This is a genomic window from Streptomyces sp. NBC_00457 (assembly GCF_036014015.1).
Taxonomy (GTDB): Bacteria; Actinomycetota; Actinomycetes; order Streptomycetales; family Streptomycetaceae; genus Streptomyces.
In genome coordinates, this window is the sequence record NZ_CP107905.1 from 4193218 (window position 1) to 4209673 (window position 16456).

Consider the following 16456-nt stretch of genomic DNA (forward strand, 5'->3'; position numbering starts at 1 on the left):
GGGTCGTGCGCCGACCAACCCAAAGGGGCGCGGGGAACTGCGCGACCAGCCACCGACTACCCGCAGCCCGAAGCACCACCTGACGCACACCCACACGTACCGAGTTCGAACCACACAGTCGTCCCCGCCCCATCCCGCTCGCACCCCCAGCGAAGCGCCAGCGCATCCACCAGGAACATCCCGCGCCCACTCTCAGCCGTACCCGCATCAAGTACCCGCGGCCGCCCACCACCCGCGTCGGCGACTTCGCACCGCAGCACGCCGTGCGCGGCGGTCATGGTGAGCGTGAACCGGCTCTCGGAGTGCAGCAACGCGTTGGTGGTGAGCTCGCTGACGAGCAGCTCGGCAGTGTCGACAACGTCCTCCCGCTCGCCCAGTCCCCATATCTCCAGCTGCCGGCGGACCTCCCTGCGCGCCTCACCGACGGCAGTCGCACGCGGCTCGTACTCGACGCTCAAGTGGCCTGCCCCCAAGGGCGGTTGGGGATAGGCGCCGTATCTGGGACCGGGTTCCGGGAGGCGTCCCCCGGAGAGTTGCAGCATGGTTCCTACGGTGTCCTCCCCGCGTGTACCGCACACGGGGAGGACTACCTGTTTCCGTACCTGCGTCGACGTACGCCTACCCGTACTGGAGACGTACGGTCGCCCCCTCCGCGTCGTCGCGCACATCGACGTACGCGCACACCTGCCGGGCGAACCACAGCCCCTGGTCCGGCTCGAGTTCGGCGTCGGGCGGCGGGATGAACCCGGCGAGCGGGTCGGCGACGCGGCGTGTGGTGCGCAGTTCGCAGACGCAGGCGGGGGCGGCGCCCCACAGCAGCGCGCCGGTGACCGGCCCGAGGGAGGCCGCCGCCGCGAGGACGGCGCCGGCGAACAACTCGGCGTCCGGGGAGGACAGTCCACGGGCGACCGCGCCGGCGCACAGGGCGTCCGGGTCCGGGTGGTGGAGGTGCTGCGCGTCCGCCGGAGGCTCCGGCAGCGGTACGGCGTCCAGCTCGGTGGCGAGCGTGACCGGGTCCACGTAGGCGCCCGTGCCGGGGTGGGCGCGGCGGGCGGCGGCGACGATGGCGGCGCCGGCGGTGCGGGTGTCGTACGCGCACAGGGCGGTGGTCGCGAGCGGCGCGAAGAGGAGGTTGGCGAGGGCCTCGTAGCGGATCCACTCGGCGGTCTCGCGGGGTGAGCGTCCGGCGCGGCCGTCCCAGACGGGTTCCATGAGGAGGTGGATACGGCCGCCGGGTCCGGCGTGCGCGGCGAGGTAACCGGCGCCCTGGGCGACGGCGTTGGCGGCATTGCCGGTGTACCAGTCGGTCTGCGGGATCAGGCCGACGCTTTTGGCGTCTGCGCCAAGGGCGTCCCGTAGGAGGTCCAGCTTGCCGGGGGCGGCGATGGCGACGGGCGGGGGTTCGCCGGGGGCGCCGAGGCCTTCGGTGAGGAACGGGAGGGCGGCGGCGACGAATGCGTCGTCCGTGCCGAAGACGGCCATACGGTGGTCGAACGCCCCGTGGGCTGGGGCGGGTTGGTTGGTCACGGGTTCCCTTCGAGGTCGGGGAGGGAGGTGCCTGACGGTTCAGCGCTGGGCCGCCACCCAGGCGGCGATCTGGCTGCGGTTGCTGAAGCCGAGCTTGCTGAGGATGCGTTCCACATGGCCTTCGGCGGTTCGGCGGGCGATCACCAGTCGGTCGGCGATCTGCTGGTTGGCGAGCCCTTCGGCGACGAGCGCGGCGACCTCCGTCTCACGGCGGGTGAGGCGGACGCCGTTGGAGGGCCGCTCGCTGGTGTCGTCCGGTGGCTGTTCGTCGCTGAGGGCGTAGGCGGCGGCCTCTGTGAAGCCGAGCGCACTGCCGCGTTCGTACGATCGCTGGAAGGCGGGCCCGTCCAGCGTTTCGCGCGCCCGTTTCTCGCACTGCCTTCGTGCGGAGTTGAGGGCGTCCGAGCCCCAGCGGCCTTTGTCGATGTCGGCCCAGACGCGGTCAGCGGCGCCGAGGAGGACGGCGGCGCGTTCCGGGGTGCCGCGTTCGGCGGCGATCACGGCGAGCAGGTCGAGGGTGAGACCGATGCCGATGACGTCGTTGACGTCGAGCTTGCGGCGCAGCGCGTCGAGGGCGTGCCGTTCGGCGCGTGGCCAGTCCTGGCGGACGGTGTGGGCGAGGGCGAGGATCCGCAGCAGGTAGGAGCGCACCCAGTCCTCGTCGTGCTCGGCGCATTCGGGCAGCGCGGCCTCGCAGACGGCGACGGCACGGTCGGCCTGGCCCAGCAGGGCGAGCGCGCAGGCGAGTTCGACCTTGTCGAGGCCGTGCATGCTGAGGTGCTGGCCGGGGGCGCGGCCGCGGGCGACGGCGGTCTCGAAGTGGGCGAGGGCGATCTGGAGGTCGTTGCCGAAGAGCTGGAGGACGCCGATGACGTACTCGGCGTGGGCGGTCTCGGCCGGGTCGCCGAGGTGACGGGCGAGGCGGCGGGCGTCCTTGGCGAGGTCCAGGCCCCGGGCGAGGTCCTGGGTGGCGGCTGCGAGGAGTCCGGCGACCCACAGGCCGCGGGCGCGTTCGGGGGTCGGCTCGGGGTTGGCGTCGAGGGCGCGGTCGAGCCAGTAGCGGCCCTCGCGGGGTGCGCCGCAGGCGTGCCAGTAGAACCAGAGGGTGCCCGCGAGCCGCAGTCCGGCGAGGCGTTCGCCGGGGGCGGTGAGGCAGAAGTCGAGGGCGGCACGGAGGTTGTCCTGGTCGGCGCGGAGCCGGGCGACGGTCTCGCGCTGTCCCGGACCGAACCAGGCGCGTTCATGGGCGGCGGCGCACGCCTGCGTCCAGTCGCGCTGGCGGCGCCGGGCGGCGGTCTCCTCGCCGGGCCGCCGGCGCAGCCGCTCCAGGCCGTAGTGGCGCAGGGTGAACAGGAGCCGGTAGCGGACCCCGTCAGGACCCGGCTCCCGGCACAGCACCGACTTGTCGACAAGTCCGGCGACGGCTTCGAGGACATCGTGCGCGCCGACCTTCTCGCCGTCCGCGCACACGGCTTCCGCCGTGTCCAGGTCGAAGCTGCCGGCCAGCACGGAGGCGCGCGCCCACACCAACTGCTCGCGCTCCGTGCACAGTTCGTGGCTCCAGTCGATGGCGGCGCACAGGGTCTGGTGCCGGGGCAGGGCGGCCGGGCTGCCGGCGTTGAGCAGGCGGTAGCGGTCGTCGAGGCGGTCGAGGAGCTGCTCGACGCCGAGGACGCGCATCCGGACGGCAGCGAGTTCGATGGCGAGCGGGAGGCCGTCGAGGCGGCGGCACAGCCGGGCGACGGCGGCCCGGTTGGCGGCGGTGAGACGGAAGCCGGGGACGACGGCGGCGGCGCGGTCGGCGAAGAGGGCCAGGGCGGGGTAGCCGTCGGCGGCGGAGAGGTCACCGTCCGGGTCGGGGACCGGCAACGGCCGTACGTCCAGGAGGTGTTCCTCGGTGAGGCCCAGGCGGTGGCGGCTGGTGGCGAGGACACGGACGCCGGTGGTGCCGTGCAGCAGGGCGGCGGCGAGTTCGGCGCAGGCGGGCAGCAGATGCTCGCAGTTGTCGAGGACGAGCAGCAGCCGCCGGTCCCGTACCTGCTCCACGAGGGCGTCCAGCGGGGGCTGCGAGGAGTGGTCGTGCAGGCCGAGCGCGTCGGCGGCGGCGAGCGGGACGAGCGCCGGGTCGTGCAGGCCCGCCAGGTGCACGAAGCGCACGCCGTCCGGGAAGGCGCGGGCCACCCGGGCCGCGAGGCGCGCGGCGAGCCGGGTCTTGCCGACGCCGCCGGGTCCGGTGAGCGTGACCAGCCGGGCGCGGGCCAACAGCTCGCGGCCTTCGGCCAGTTCGTCCCGGCGGTCGACGAAACTGGTCGTCTCGGCCGGCAGGTGACGGTCCCGTCGTGGCGCTGATCCGCCCATGATCAGCCAGTCCTTGGGAGGGTGTGGGGGTCCGAGGAAAGCCGGGGGGTGAGATCCCCCACTCTCCCCCGCCGGATTGCATATTTGCACGCCGCGGTCACACCGTCGGGTGCACTTCGCCGGGGTCCGGGTCTGCCGGGACGGGCGGGCGTACACTGCGCGGCCGATTTCCGGCCACTGACTCCTGGCCAACTCTTGACCGGGCCATGCCATACCTCCACCATGAGCGCCACACCCCGCACACGTACGTCGCAGAGAGACACCCCCCAGCTCCACTCCCCACTCCGGAGACCCCGGAACTACTGGAGAAACAAGGAGATTTCATGCGACTTCGCATACGCGGCTCAGGCGCGCGAGGCGGCAGACGAACCGCCGCGCTGGCCGCTCTCGCCGCCTTCGCGCTCGCGGCCCCCCTCGCCGCGACGGCCACGAACGCCACCGCGGACGGCGGCGCCCGCCCCACGGCCTCGGCGGACGACATCCGCCAGTACGAGGTCCATATGCACTCGACGGCCAAGGACCGTACGGCGATCCAGCAGGCCGGCGTGACCGTCGACGACGCCGACGACCACGGCGTGGTCGTCTCGGGCCGCGCCGACCAGATCAAGAAGCTGCGCCAACTCGGCTACGAGGTCACGCCGTTGGGCGCGGTCCCGGACCGCTCGGCCGGCGAGGACGACGTACGGCTGCTCGACTTCCCGTCGGCCGACTCCAAGTACCACAACTACGCGGAGATGACGAGCGAGATCAACTCCCTCGTCTCGGCCAACCCGGGCATCGCGAGCCAGCGGACCATCGGCACGTCGTACCAGGGCCGGAACATCGTCGCCATCAAGATCAGCGACAACGTCTCCACCGACGAGTCCGAGCCGGAGGTGCTGTTCACGCACCACCAGCACGCGCGTGAGCACCTCACCGTCGAGATGGCGCTGTATCTGCTGCGGGAGTTGACGTCCGACTACGGCACCGACTCCCGTGTCACCAGCATGGTGAACAACCGCGAGATCTGGATCGTGCCCGACCTCAACCCCGACGGCGGCGAGTACGACATCGCGAGCGGCTCGTACCGCTCCTGGCGGAAGAACCGGCAGCCCAACTCCGGTTCGTCGTACGTCGGCACCGACCTCAACCGGAACTGGAACTACCGGTGGGGCTGCTGTGGCGGGTCGTCGGGGTCGACGTCCTCGGAGACGTACCGGGGCACCGCCGCCGAGTCCGCGCCCGAGGTGAAGGTCGTCGCCAACTTCGTGCGCAGCCGGGTCGTCGGCGGTGTGCAGCAGATCAAGGCGGGGGTCGACTTCCACACGTACAGCGAGCTGGTGCTGTGGCCCTTCGGGTACACCTCCGCCGACACGACGACCGGCATGACGGCGGACGACCGCAACGCCTTCGCCACGGTGGGCGGCAAGATGGCCGCCAGCAACGGCTACACGCCCGAGCAGTCCAGTGACCTGTACATCACCGACGGGTCGATCGACGACTGGCTGTGGGGCAACCAGAAGATCTTCGGGTACACCTTCGAGATGTATCCGCGGTCGAGCTCCGGGGGTGGGTTCTACCCGCCCGACGAGGTGATCGAGCGGGAGACGTCGCGGAACCGGGATGCGGTGTTGCAGTTGCTGGAGAACGCGGACTGTATGTACAGGTCTATTGGGAAAGAGGCCCAGTACTGCAGTTAGGTGCGCCCCGCGGCGGAGCCGCAAAATGTCACAACCCCGCGCCCCTACGCGGCGTTCTCGTCGAAGTAGGAGTCCAGGACAGCGTCTAGCTGTTCTTCCCACTCCTTGAAGCTGCTCCTGGCCGGCGCCTCGATCTCGATCGGGTACCAGCGGCGGTCAGGAGTGTGCACCGTGATGGTGAAACGCTTGCCGAAGCGGGGGGTCTCCGTCTCGACCGCGCCGATCTCGTCCCAGCGGAACTCGCATGCCTGGTCGTCCAGGGAGAGTCGTACGCCGCGGTGGTCGGCGACCATCTTGGCGCGGCGGTCGGAGGCCTCGAAGACGGGCCCGTCGGGGGCCTCTTCCTCCGCCTCCTCTTCGGGCTCCTGCTCCTCCTCTTCGGAGGCGGCAGGCTCCGCGGGAGTCTCCTCCTCGACCGGCTCCTCCGCCTCCGTGTCCTGAGGCTCCACGTCCTCCGGCTCTTCGGACACGGGTGGGGTGATCCCGGGGATGAAGGCCGGGTCGACCCCGGCGCCGTCCAGGGGCTGGCTGCTCGAACCTATGCGCTGCTCCACAGCGCAGCAGTATGGTCGACGATCCTGTGTCGTACACAGCCAGCCCCGACTTCGTTATGAGACGCCTACATGAACAGGCTGAGTACGGCCGCCATGACGAAGCCCCCGACCGACAACACCGTCTCCAGCACAGTCCAGGTCTTGAGGGTGTCGCGCTCGCTGATGCCGAAGTACTTGGCGACCATCCAGAAGCCGCCGTCGTTGACGTGGGAGGCGAAGATGGAGCCCGCGGAGATGGCCATGATGACGAGGGCGATGAAGGCCTGGGAGTGGTCGCCCTCGGAGAGGAGGGGGGCGACGATGCCGGCCGTCGTGACGATCGCCACCGTGGCCGAGCCCTGGGCGACGCGCAGGACGACCGAGATCAGGTAGGAGAGGACGATCACGGGGAGGCCGACGTCGTTGAAGGTGTCGGAGAGGGCCTGGGCGACGCCGCTGGCCTTGAGGACGGCGCCGAAGATCCCGCCCGCGCCGACGACGAGCAGGATGTTGCCGACGGGCTTGAGGGACGACGTGGACACCCGCTCCAGGGACTTGCGGGACCAGCCGCGCCGGAGGCCGAGCAGGTAGTACGCGAGCAGCAGGGCGATGGTGAGGGCGACGAAGGGGCTGCCGAAGAACTCGATCACCGAGCGGGCCGTGGAGGGGTCCAGGGCGATGGAGGAGAAGGTCGCGGCGAGGATCAGCACCAGGGGCGTACCGATGATGGCGAGGACCGTACCGAGCGGAACCGGCTTCTCCGGCGGCTCGACGCCCGCCTCGCGCTGCTCGTTGACGACCGCCAGCTTCGCCTCGGCCGCCGCCTCGACCATGTCCTGCGGTACGGCGACGAAGATCCGCTTGCCGATCCAGTCCGAGAACACCCAGGCGGCCAGCACCGCGGGAACACCGCAGACGACGCCCATGAGGATGACCCAGCCGAGGTCGACGTGGAGCAGACCCGCTGCCGCCACCGGGCCGGGGTGCGGGGGCAGGAACGCGTGGGTCATCGACAGGCCCGCCAGCAGGGGCAGGCAGTAGAGCAGGATCGACTTGCCGCTCCGCTTCGCCGCCGCGTACACGATCGGCGCCAGGACGAAGATGCCCACGTCGAAGAAGACCGGGATACCGAAGATCACGCCGGTGACGCCCATGGCGAGCGGTGCGCGCTTCTCGCCGAAGAGGTTCAGCAGCCGGGAGGCCAGCACCTCGGCGCCGCCGCTGACTTCGAGGATCGCGCCGAGCATGGTGCCCAGGCCGATGATGATCGCGACATGGCCGAGGATGCCGCCCATGCCGGACTCGATGGTGGACACGGCGTCGCTTCGCTGGACGGTGCCGAAGAGTTCGGTGACGGACAGTCCTGCGAGCAGGCCGACGGCTATGGAGACGGCGAGGAGGGCGACGAAGGGTTGGAGTCTCGCCTTGATGATCAGGAAGAGGAGGAGGGCGATGCCGAGGGCGGCGACGGTGAGGAGTCCGGCGGTGCCGTCGATGAGGAGGAGCAGGCCTCCGGTGTGGGGTGGGGTTTCGGCGGGGGCGGCGGCGGCGAGCGGATAGGACATTCGGGGGTCCTCTTCGTAAATGCATGCGGTGTCGGGGCGTGGGGTATCGCGGCTTGGCGTCTGCGGGGCTGAGGCGCCATGCCGGGTGCGGGTCGTTTGTGGTTGATCGCGCAGTTCCCTGCGCCCCGTTGGGGCGCAGGTGTTCCGTCAGTCGTTCAGTACGGCCAATGCGTCGATCTCGATGAGGAGCCCCGCGGGCAGGCCGACGTAGACGGTCGTGCGCGCGGCGGGCGGCTGGGTGAGGCCCTGCTCCTCGAAGTACGCGTTGTAGATCTCGTTCATCTCGGCGAAGTGGGCGACGTCGGTGAGGTAGACGCGGATCATCATCACGTCGTCCCAAGAGGCTCCGCCCTCCTCCAGGATCGCCTTGACGTTGGCGAGGGTCTGGAGGGTCTGCTCCCGCAGGGTCGGGCCGGCCGGCGTCGGGGGCTGTCCCTCGACCGCGGGCAGGAAGCCGACCTGGCCGGCGACCTGGAGGATGTTGCCCTTCTTCACGCCGTGCGAGAACTTCGCGGGGGGCGTGGTGTGGGTCTTGGGGGTGAGGGCGGTCTTGTCGGTCATACGACATCCTTCGTCGGGGTCCTGCCGGAGTACTCGCCGCTGATCGCGTCCGCGGTACGGCGGACCAGCGGGAGCAGAGTGAGGAGTTCGTCGGCGGTGACGACGACGTTGGGCGCGGACACCGACATCGCGGCGGCGACCCGGCCGTCGGCGCCGCGGATCGGTGCGGCGACGCAGTTGATGGACTCCTCGTGGCCGCCGAGGTCGGTGGCCCAGCCCTGTTCGCGCACCTTGGCCAGTTCCCTGAGGAAGGCATCCGGGTGGGGCGTCGAACGGGCCGTGTACATGGGGTAGTCGAGCTTCTCCGCGAGGGCGCGGCGCTCGTGCTCGGGGAGGTCGGCGAGCAGCAGTTTGGCGACGGCGGCGACGGTGATGGCCACCGGTTTGCCGATCCGGGAGTACATGCGCACCGGGTAGCGGCTCTCCACCTTGTCGATGTAGAGGACCTCGTCCTCCTCGTACACGGCGAGGTGGACGGTGTGTCCGCACTGCTCGTTGAGGCGTACGAGGTGGGGGTGGGCGATCTCGCGGATGTCGAGGTTCTCCATCGCCTCCTGGGCGAGGGCGATGAGGCGGGCGCCGAGGCGGTAGCGCTGGTCGGACTGGCGGTAGACCATGCCGTGTTCGTGGAGCGTGCGGAGGAGACGCAGGGCGGTGGACTTGTGGACGCCCAGGCGGTCGGCGACCTGGCCGAGGTCGGCGGGGCCCTCGGCGAGCAGCGGCAGGATGCTCAGTGCGCGGTCGACGGTCTGGCTCATGGGGTGCGTACCTCCTCCTCGGCCTGCTGGGTCGTCCAGCCGGGGCCGAGTCGAAGTGTCCCCCACGCCTCGTCGTCGAGGGCGGCGAGACGGTCGGCGTGGGCGCGGGCGGGGGGTGCGGCCAGGTCGCCGGGGGCGGTGAGGGTGGCGGCGGCCATGAGGTGGCCGTGGCGGAGGCGGTCCCGGACGGGGAGGTCGCGGAGCGTGCCGGAGAGGAATCCGGCGGCGAAGGCGTCACCTGCGCCGACCGCGGCTACGGGGGTGACATTGAGGGCGGGGACGAAGGTGACCGGCGTTGCGGTGGGCCGGGGGTGGGTCGCGCGGCCCGGCGCTTGCGGGTTGCCGCCTGCGCCCACCCGTGCCGCCCCAGCGGCACGACTGCCCGCAGCTGGGGGGCTGGAGGGGTGCGCGCTGTCCGCAGCTGGGCGGGAAGGGTGCGCGTTGACCGTCGGCTCGCCTTCGGCCGCCCCCGCGGCACGACCACCCGCAGGCTGCGCCTGGGAGAACGCCGTCGCCCCCCGCGCCCCCTCCTTCACCACCAGCACCCCCGGCTCCGGCAGCAGTTCGCGGATCTTCTCCGGGCCGCCGGTGATACCCCAGGCCACCCTCGCCTCGTCCGTGCCGACGAAGACGATGTCGGCGCGGCGGGCGAGGTCGAGGAGGACGCGGGGGCCGTCGGCGTCGTGCCAGAGGCCGGGGCGGAAGTTGACGTCGAAGGAGATGAGCGGTCGGTCCGGGCGAGGGGCCGTGAGCTGCCAGAGCAGGCCGAAGCACTCGTCGGAGAGGGCCGCCGTGATCCCGGACAAGTGCAGCACTCGCCCCGCCCGCACCGCCTCCATGTCCACGTTCTCCACGGCCATCGCCGATGCCGCCGACCCGGCTCGGTAGTACGCCACCTCGTGCGCATCGGTCGCCCGGTCCCCCGCCGTACGGAAGTACACGCCTGTCGGACGCTCCGGGTCCCTCCGCACCGCCGACACGTCGACGCCGTACCCCCCGATCGCCTCGGTCAAATGGTCGCCGAAGCCGTCCGTGCCGACGCGGCTCACCCAGCGGGCCGAATGCCCGGCGGCGGCCAGCACGCACGCCACGTTGGATTCCGCGCCGCCGATTCCGCGGTCGAAGGACGGGACGTCGGCGAGGCGGCCCGGGCGGGTGGGCAGGAACGTGACCATGGACTCGCCGAGCGCGACGACGTCCACGACGTCGGGGGCATTGCAGGGTCCGGTGACGGTCACGATGGTCGTAGCTCCTCGGGTGATGCGGGAAGACGGCGGCTTCGTTGACCCCGCGTTGGCCGAGATGTTAGACAGCGGTAAGCGATATACGCAATGAACGTTGCAATGCATGCAACGCCGCCGATCAGGGAGGCCCGATGGCCGTTGAAGCGCTCGCCCGCCTGGCCGAGGAACGCGTCGACCACCGCTTCAAGGGCCTCCCGCCGGACGCCGACGGCCTGACCGTCGCCGAGCTGACGGCCCAGCGCCGCAACCTCTTCACCGGCGGCTTCGCCACGCCCGTGCTCGCCCTCTCCGCCGAGCGGCTGGAACACAATCTCGCGCTCATGGAGTCGTACACGACCCGCCACGGTCTCGCCTTCGCCCCGCACGGCAAGACGTCCATGGCCCCGCAGCTCTTCCACCGCCAGATCGAGCACGGCGCCTGGGGCATCACCCTCGCCGTGCCGCACCAGGTGCGGGTGGCGCGGGCCTTCGGCATTCAGCGGATCTTCCTGGCCAATGAGGTGGTCGATCCGGCGGCTCTGCGGTGGATCGCCGCCGAGTTGGACTCGGACCCGGACTTCCGGTTCATCTGCTACGTCGACTCCGTGCGCGGCGTCGAGCAGATGGACGCCGCGCTGCACGGCGCGTCACGTCCGCTGGACGTCGTCGTCGAGCTCGCCGCCGGTGAGGGCGCCCGTACCGGCGTGCGCACGGAGGCGGAGTGCGCGGCGGTCGCGGACGCCGTGGCGGCCACGCGGACCCTGCGTCTCGTCGGTGTCGCGGGGTACGAGGGCGAGGTCCCGCAGGCCGATCCGGAGCGGGTGCGCGCGTGGCTGCGGCGGCTCGTCGCGCTGGCCGACGACTTCGACAAGGCGGGGCGGTTCACGGACACGGACGAGATCGTCGTCAGCGCCGGCGGCAGCGCCTGGTTCGACGCGGTGGCCGACGTCTTCGCGGAGATCCCTGAACTCGGCGGCCCCGTACGGAAGTTGCTGCGCTCGGGCGCCTACGTCTCGCACGACGACGGCCACTACCGCAAGCTGACCCCCTTCACCCGGGTCCCCGAGGAGGGCGCGCTGGAGCCCGCGTTCCGCCTGTGGACGCAGATCGTCTCCCGCCCCTCGCCCGACCAGGCCTTCGCCAACGCGGGCAAGCGGGACGCGGCGTACGACCTGGATCTGCCCTTCGCCCAGGTCGTACGGCGGGACGGCACCGAGCGCCCGGCGACCGGCATCGAGGTCACCAGCCTCTCCGACCAGCACGCCTGGATCCGCACGGCCCCGGAGGCCGACCTCGACGTGGGCGACTGGCTCGGCATGGGCCTGTCGCACCCGTGCACGTCCTTCGACAAGTGGCAGCTGATCCCGGTCGCGGAGGCGGACGGGACGGTCGTCGACTACATCCGTACGTTCTTCTAGGAGGCCCAGGTCATGGCAGATCTCGTCATCCGTGACGCGGACGTGGTCGACGGCTCGGGCGCGTCCGCGTACCGCGCCGATGTGGTGGTCGACGACGGCAGGATCGTGTCGATCGTCAAGGAGGCCGCGGCGGCGGGCTGTCAACGGCCCAAGGCGATGCGGGAGTTGGATGCCGAGGGGCTGGTCCTCTCCCCCGGCTTCATCGACATGCACGCCCACAGCGACCTCGCCCTGCTCCGTGACCCCGACCACAGCGCCAAGGCCGCACAGGGGGTCACGCTCGAAGTCATCGGCCAGGACGGGCTGTCGTACGCACCGGTCGACGACCGCACGCTCGCGGAGGTGCGCCGTGCGATCACCGGCTGGAACGGCAACGGTGACGACATCGACTTCGACTGGCGGTCGGTGGGCGAGTATCTGGACCGGCTGGATCGCGGGATCGCGGTGAACGCCGCCTATCTCATCCCGCAGGGCACGGTCCGGATGCTCGCCGTCGGCTGGGAGGACCGGGAGGCGACGCCCGAAGAGCTGGACCGGATGCGGCAGTTGGTCGCGGAGGGGATGCGGCAGGGCGCGGTCGGCATGTCGTCGGGGCTCACCTACACCCCCGGCATGTACGCCAAGGACGCCGAACTGACCGAGCTGTGCCGGGTGGTGGCGGAGTACGGCGGCTACTACTGCCCGCACCACCGCTCGTACGGCGCGGGCGCCCTTCAGGCGTACGAGGAGATGGTCGCCCTGACCCGGGAGGCGGGCTGCGCGCTCCATCTCGCCCACGCCACCATGAACTTCGGCGTGAACAAGGGCCGGGCGCCCGAGCTGCTGACGCTGCTGGACGACGCGCTGGCCGCCGGAGCCGACATCAGCCTCGACACGTACCCCTACACGCCCGGCTGCACCACCCTGGCCGCCATGCTGCCGAGCTGGGCGAGCGAGGGCGGCCCGGAGGCGATCCTCGATCGGCTCGCGGACGAGGAGACGGCCGAGCGGATCCGCCATCACATGGAGGTCGTGGGCGCGGACGGGTGCCATGGCGTGCCCATCGAGTGGGACACGATCGAGATCTCGGGCGTGAGCGGGACCGGCCTCGACGACTATGTCGGCCGTACGGTCCAGGAGTCGGCGGACCTGCGCGGCGAGGCCCCTTGGGTGACCGCCCGGCGGCTGCTGCTGGAGGACCGGCTCGGTTCGACGATCCTTCAGCACGTGGGCCATGAGGAGAACGTCCGCGCGATCATGCGGCACCCCGTCCACACGGGCGGCTCGGACGGCATCCTCCAGGGGACGAAGCCGCATCCGCGCGCGTACGGGACGTTCCCGCAGTATCTCGGCCGGTACGTACGGGAGTTGGGCGTGCTGTCCCTGGAGGAGTGCGTCGCCCACCTCACCTCGCGCCCGGCCGCGCGGCTGCGGCTGCCGGACCGGGGCCTGGTCCGCGAGGGCTACCGGGCGGACCTGGTGCTGTTCGACCCGGCGACGGTGGCGGCGGGTTCGACCTTCGAGCGACCCCGGGCCCTCCCGACGGGCATTCCGTACGTCCTGATCGACGGGCGGTTCGTGATCGAGGACGGGCGGCGGACGGACGTACTCGCGGGGCGGGCGGTCCGTGGAACTCCGCCCGCCCTCGCTTGAGTCGGGTCCCTCGCTCTACGGCTTGGGCAGGGTGCAGCCGCTCGCGCTCAGGTCGAGCTTGTTGTCGACGCCGAAGCAGGGCGCCATCTGGTAGGTCTGCTGGCCGTAGCCGATGCCCGTGTGGACGGTGACCGTGCCGTTCTCGGCGACCTCGCAGGGGTTGTTGACGGTGCAGCGCGCGCCGTCCTCGTTGAGGGTGTTGTTGACGGCGACGACCTGACCGGTCGCGTTGTCGACCACCGGCGAGCCCGAGGTGCCCCCGATGGTGTCGCAGGAGTCGGTGTAACGGACCGAGTCCTTCCAGGTCCAGTCGCCCTCCTTGAGGCGGTGGGCGAAGCCGTCGATGTCGCAGGCGTACGTCTGCTTCCAGTAGCCGGAGACGACGGTGATGGCGGTGCCGGCGGCGGGGCGCGCTTCGCTGATCGTCAGCGGGTCTATGCCGTACGAGCTCTTGATCGCACCGTAGGTGGTGGTGAGCTGGTACATCGAGACGTCCGTGTCGGTCATCGTCGCGTACGCGATCTTGCTGGCCCGCAGCGTCGCGACGCGGGAACCGGCGGAGTTCAGCAGGCCGAAGGTGCGGCTGGATGCCTTGTCGACGATGACCTCGCCGGGCCCGGGAAAGCCGGACTCCAGGCAGTGGCCGTTGGACATCACCAGCGCCGGGTCGTTGTCCTCCGAGTCCGGGAAGCGGACGACCGAGCCGGAGCAGTTGCTCAGCGCGACGGTGCCGGCGAACGTGACGGCCTGCGCCTTCGGCGCCGTGAGCCGGGAGACGGTCGCCGTGGCGGACGTGACCACGTCGTGGACCGCGCCCGAGAGCGTGTCCGGTTCCCCGCCCGTGACCGAGCCCGTGGGGGTGGGTTCGACCGCGACGGCGGGGCTGGCGCCCACTCCGGCAAGCGCCAGGGCGAAGAGCCCGACGACCAGAGGTTTTCTCATGTGGGGGTCCCCTCATACGGAGAAGGTGACCGAAGAATCTCCGGTCACCCACGTTGTTGTCATGCACATACTCACTCACGAGGGGGGTGCGGACAAGGACTTGCCTACTGGCGAGTTCAGTCCGTAGGGCTTTCCCTATCACGGCGGGGCAGGGGTGTCGGGCCGGGGACGCAGGACGTTCACGGGAGGGCGGTCAGGTCACCACATCCGGCACACCCGGGGCATCCGCTGCTACCCGCCGTCCGTCGGCAACTCCCGCAACGGGACGCGCCGGAACTCGATCACTTCGTACGCCGTCTCGACGCCAGTTTCGTACAGGACCCCCACGGTCTCGGCATCGGCCTGCACGAGGTCCGAGTACGCGGCCTTCCGTGAGGACAGGGTCAGCACCTTGCCGAAGGACCGTCCTCCGTCCGTACTGCTCCACAGCGCCATCGCCGCACGGTCGGTCGGCACGGAGGGCCCCGAGAACAGCAAGTTCCCTCTTTCCCCTGCCAGTTGCAGCACGCTGCCCTCCACCAAGGGCACGTCGTTCAGCGAGCTCTGCTCCGCATAACCTCGGTCGAGGCTCGCACCCCCATCACTGGAGTAGGCGTCAAGGCGGTTCCCCGGGCTCGTGCCCTTCTGGTTCCGGGCATTGAAATACAGCCGTCCGTCCGGCAGTTGGGCCGCCGTCGACTCGTTGGCGTTGTGCACGCCCTCGTAGGCGTCCTCGACGAAACCGAGGCGCCAGGACCGCCCTCCGTCGTCGCTGTAGATCGTGTGCGCCCCGTAGTACTTGGGCTCCTGGCCGGTGTCCGGCGACCCCGAGGGCGGCGCGGAGGAGTGGTTGGCGGGCACGACCAGGCGCCCCGCGTGGTCACCGCGCGTCAGGGCGATGGCATGGCCCGGCCCCGTGGCGTACCAGCGCCAGCCGGGCCGCTTCACCGCCGACGTGATCTCCCGTGGCGCGGAGAAGGACCGACCGTCGTCCGTGCTCGTCTGCACGAAGACCCGGCGGCCCTGCTCGTCCGTGGCCTCACCGCGCAGAATCCGCGCTTCGGTGACGTCACCGCTGTGATACGAGGTGACGAGCACGATGTTCCCGGACCGGGGATCCACGACCGGCGCCGGATTGCCCCGGGTGTCCCCCTCGCCCGCCGCGACGACCCGCAATTGCCCCCACGTACAACCGCCGTCGCGCGACCGCCTGAGCACGATGTCGATGTCGCCGTGGTCCTCCTTGCCGACTGACCGCCCTTCGGCGAAGGCGAGCAAGGTCCCGGCCTCGGTCCGGACGACGGCGGGTATGCGGTAGCTGGCGTAGCCGCCCATGCCCGACGTGTACGGCACCGAGGATGCGCACCTTCCCTCCGGCTCACCATCCGCACTGTCGGCCTGATCCGCCCTGGGCCAGGCGACGACCACCAGCGCGGCGACGACGACGATCGCGACAGCACCGAGCACGGATAAGCGGCGGCTCGGGAAAGGGCGGCTCATTGGTCTCCTCATCATGGCGGCTATGCACCGTGCCCTCAATCCGGCTTCTTGGTGTTCCCCTGCCCCTTTCCCGGATGGTCTCGGGAGGAACTGGGGGCGGCAGCCGCGGTGTTGGTGGCGGCGGAACTCGGTGGGGCCGTACTCGTGGCGGTGCTCGAGGGCCCCTGCGCGCTCCCGGTGGCGTCAGCGGTCGAAGTGGCGCTCGGCGAAGCGCTCTTACGCGGGGACGCCGCACCGGAGGACCCCGGCCGGTCGGCGAGCGTCCCCGGGGAGGACTCCGTAGCCGTGGGCGACACGGAGTCACCGGCCGTGGCGCCGGTCCGCTCCGGACCGCCCCGTGCCCCGCCCGAGGGCGACCCGGAGAAGGAGAACGCGGCGATCACGGCGGCCGCCGACACGGCACCAACCGCACCCGCGGCGACCATCACGCGGCGCGAGCGGAGGCCGAGCGGGCGGTGCCGGCCGCGGTGGCCCGACCGCTGCGCGGGGACGTCGGCCGCCACCGGAGGGAGCTGGGCGGTGTCGTCGTAGGCGGTGTCCTGCCAGCCGTGCGCGGCGGCCGGGTCGGCGTATGCGTCGTAGGCCGGGGAGTGCGGAGTCTGCGGGAGGTACACGTTCGGCGGTCTGTGAGGGTCGCCGTCCTCCGGGGGCGCGCTTCCCTGTTCCGATGGCCTGGACATGACCGGGATTCTAGGGACGCAGGCGACTCCTGGGACAGCTACCGGCGATAACAGTCCAAACCCGCTCGTCTCACGTGGCGGAAAACACGGCCGCGACCGCG

General features: G+C 71.1%; 14 protein-coding genes. 3 read left to right on the forward strand and 11 right to left on the reverse strand.

Annotated features, from left to right (window positions below; all coding sequences use genetic code 11):
- Window positions 1–56: 56 nt before the first annotated feature.
- The 3 genes from OG828_RS18875 to OG828_RS18885 all read right to left on the reverse strand — a co-directional run bounded on the left by OG828_RS18875 (window position 57) and on the right by OG828_RS18885 (window position 3885).
- Window positions 57–542 (reverse strand): ATP-binding protein, encoded by a 486-nt coding sequence (locus tag OG828_RS18875; RefSeq protein ID WP_328501788.1) that lies wholly within the window; start codon window positions 540–542, stop codon window positions 57–59.
- A gap of 76 nt (window positions 543–618) precedes the next feature.
- Window positions 619–1527, reverse strand: a complete 909-nt coding sequence (locus OG828_RS18880) for an MEDS domain-containing protein (protein ID WP_328501789.1) — start codon at window positions 1525–1527, stop codon at window positions 619–621.
- Between the two features lie 39 nt (window positions 1528–1566).
- Entirely contained in the window at window positions 1567–3885 is a 2319-nt protein-coding gene (locus tag OG828_RS18885; RefSeq protein WP_328501790.1) for an ATP-binding protein, read from the reverse strand.
- 323 nt (window positions 3886–4208) lie between these two features.
- On the opposite strand from OG828_RS18885, the gene OG828_RS18890 reads away from it, so the two are divergent.
- Window positions 4209–5564, forward strand: coding sequence for a M14 family metallopeptidase (locus tag OG828_RS18890; RefSeq protein WP_328357894.1), 1356 nt, complete (start codon window positions 4209–4211; stop codon window positions 5562–5564).
- Window positions 5565–5608: 44 nt separating this feature from the next.
- On the opposite strand, the gene OG828_RS18895 is transcribed toward OG828_RS18890, so the two are convergent.
- The 5 genes from OG828_RS18895 to OG828_RS18915 form a co-directional block, all read right to left on the reverse strand.
- A complete protein-coding gene (locus OG828_RS18895; RefSeq protein WP_328501791.1) occupies window positions 5609–6118 on the reverse strand; it encodes a hypothetical protein in 510 nt (169 codons plus the stop codon).
- A gap of 65 nt (window positions 6119–6183) precedes the next feature.
- On the reverse strand, window positions 6184–7662 hold the full coding sequence (locus tag OG828_RS18900) for a GntP family permease (protein ID WP_328501792.1): 1479 nt from the start codon (window positions 7660–7662) through the stop codon (window positions 6184–6186).
- Window positions 7663–7809: 147 nt separating this feature from the next.
- Entirely contained in the window at window positions 7810–8223 is a 414-nt protein-coding gene (locus OG828_RS18905) for a RidA family protein (protein ID WP_328357903.1), read from the reverse strand.
- Complete coding sequence (locus OG828_RS18910) at window positions 8220–8981, reverse strand: IclR family transcriptional regulator (RefSeq protein WP_328357906.1); 762 nt, start codon at window positions 8979–8981, stop codon at window positions 8220–8222. Before OG828_RS18910 ends, OG828_RS18905 begins: the two co-directional genes overlap by 4 nt.
- Window positions 8978–10219 (reverse strand): sugar kinase, encoded by a 1242-nt coding sequence (locus OG828_RS18915; RefSeq protein WP_328501793.1) that lies wholly within the window; start codon window positions 10217–10219, stop codon window positions 8978–8980. The genes OG828_RS18910 and OG828_RS18915 overlap by 4 nt, the downstream gene beginning before the upstream one ends.
- Before the next feature lie 137 nt (window positions 10220–10356).
- On the opposite strand from OG828_RS18915, the gene OG828_RS18920 reads away from it, so the two are divergent.
- Window positions 10357–11622 (forward strand): amino acid deaminase, encoded by a 1266-nt coding sequence (locus OG828_RS18920; protein WP_328501794.1) that lies wholly within the window; start codon window positions 10357–10359, stop codon window positions 11620–11622.
- A 12-nt stretch (window positions 11623–11634) separates the two neighbouring features.
- Window positions 11635–13254 (forward strand): N-acyl-D-amino-acid deacylase family protein, encoded by a 1620-nt coding sequence (locus tag OG828_RS18925; RefSeq protein ID WP_328501795.1) that lies wholly within the window; start codon window positions 11635–11637, stop codon window positions 13252–13254.
- Window positions 13255–13269: 15 nt separating this feature from the next.
- Here the strand turns inward: OG828_RS18925 and OG828_RS18930 are convergent, their stop codons facing one another.
- The 3 genes from OG828_RS18930 to OG828_RS18940 form a co-directional block, all read right to left on the reverse strand.
- Entirely contained in the window at window positions 13270–14196 is a 927-nt protein-coding gene (locus tag OG828_RS18930; RefSeq protein ID WP_328357918.1) for a S1 family peptidase, read from the reverse strand.
- A gap of 231 nt (window positions 14197–14427) precedes the next feature.
- Window positions 14428–15675, reverse strand: a complete 1248-nt coding sequence (locus OG828_RS18935; RefSeq protein WP_328501796.1) for a sialidase family protein — start codon at window positions 15673–15675, stop codon at window positions 14428–14430.
- A gap of 35 nt (window positions 15676–15710) precedes the next feature.
- Window positions 15711–16355 carry a hypothetical protein gene (locus OG828_RS18940; RefSeq protein WP_328501797.1) on the reverse strand — a complete coding sequence of 215 codons (645 nt, stop codon included), beginning with the start codon at window positions 16353–16355 and terminating at the stop codon, window positions 15711–15713.
- Window positions 16356–16456: the final 101 nt, after the last annotated feature.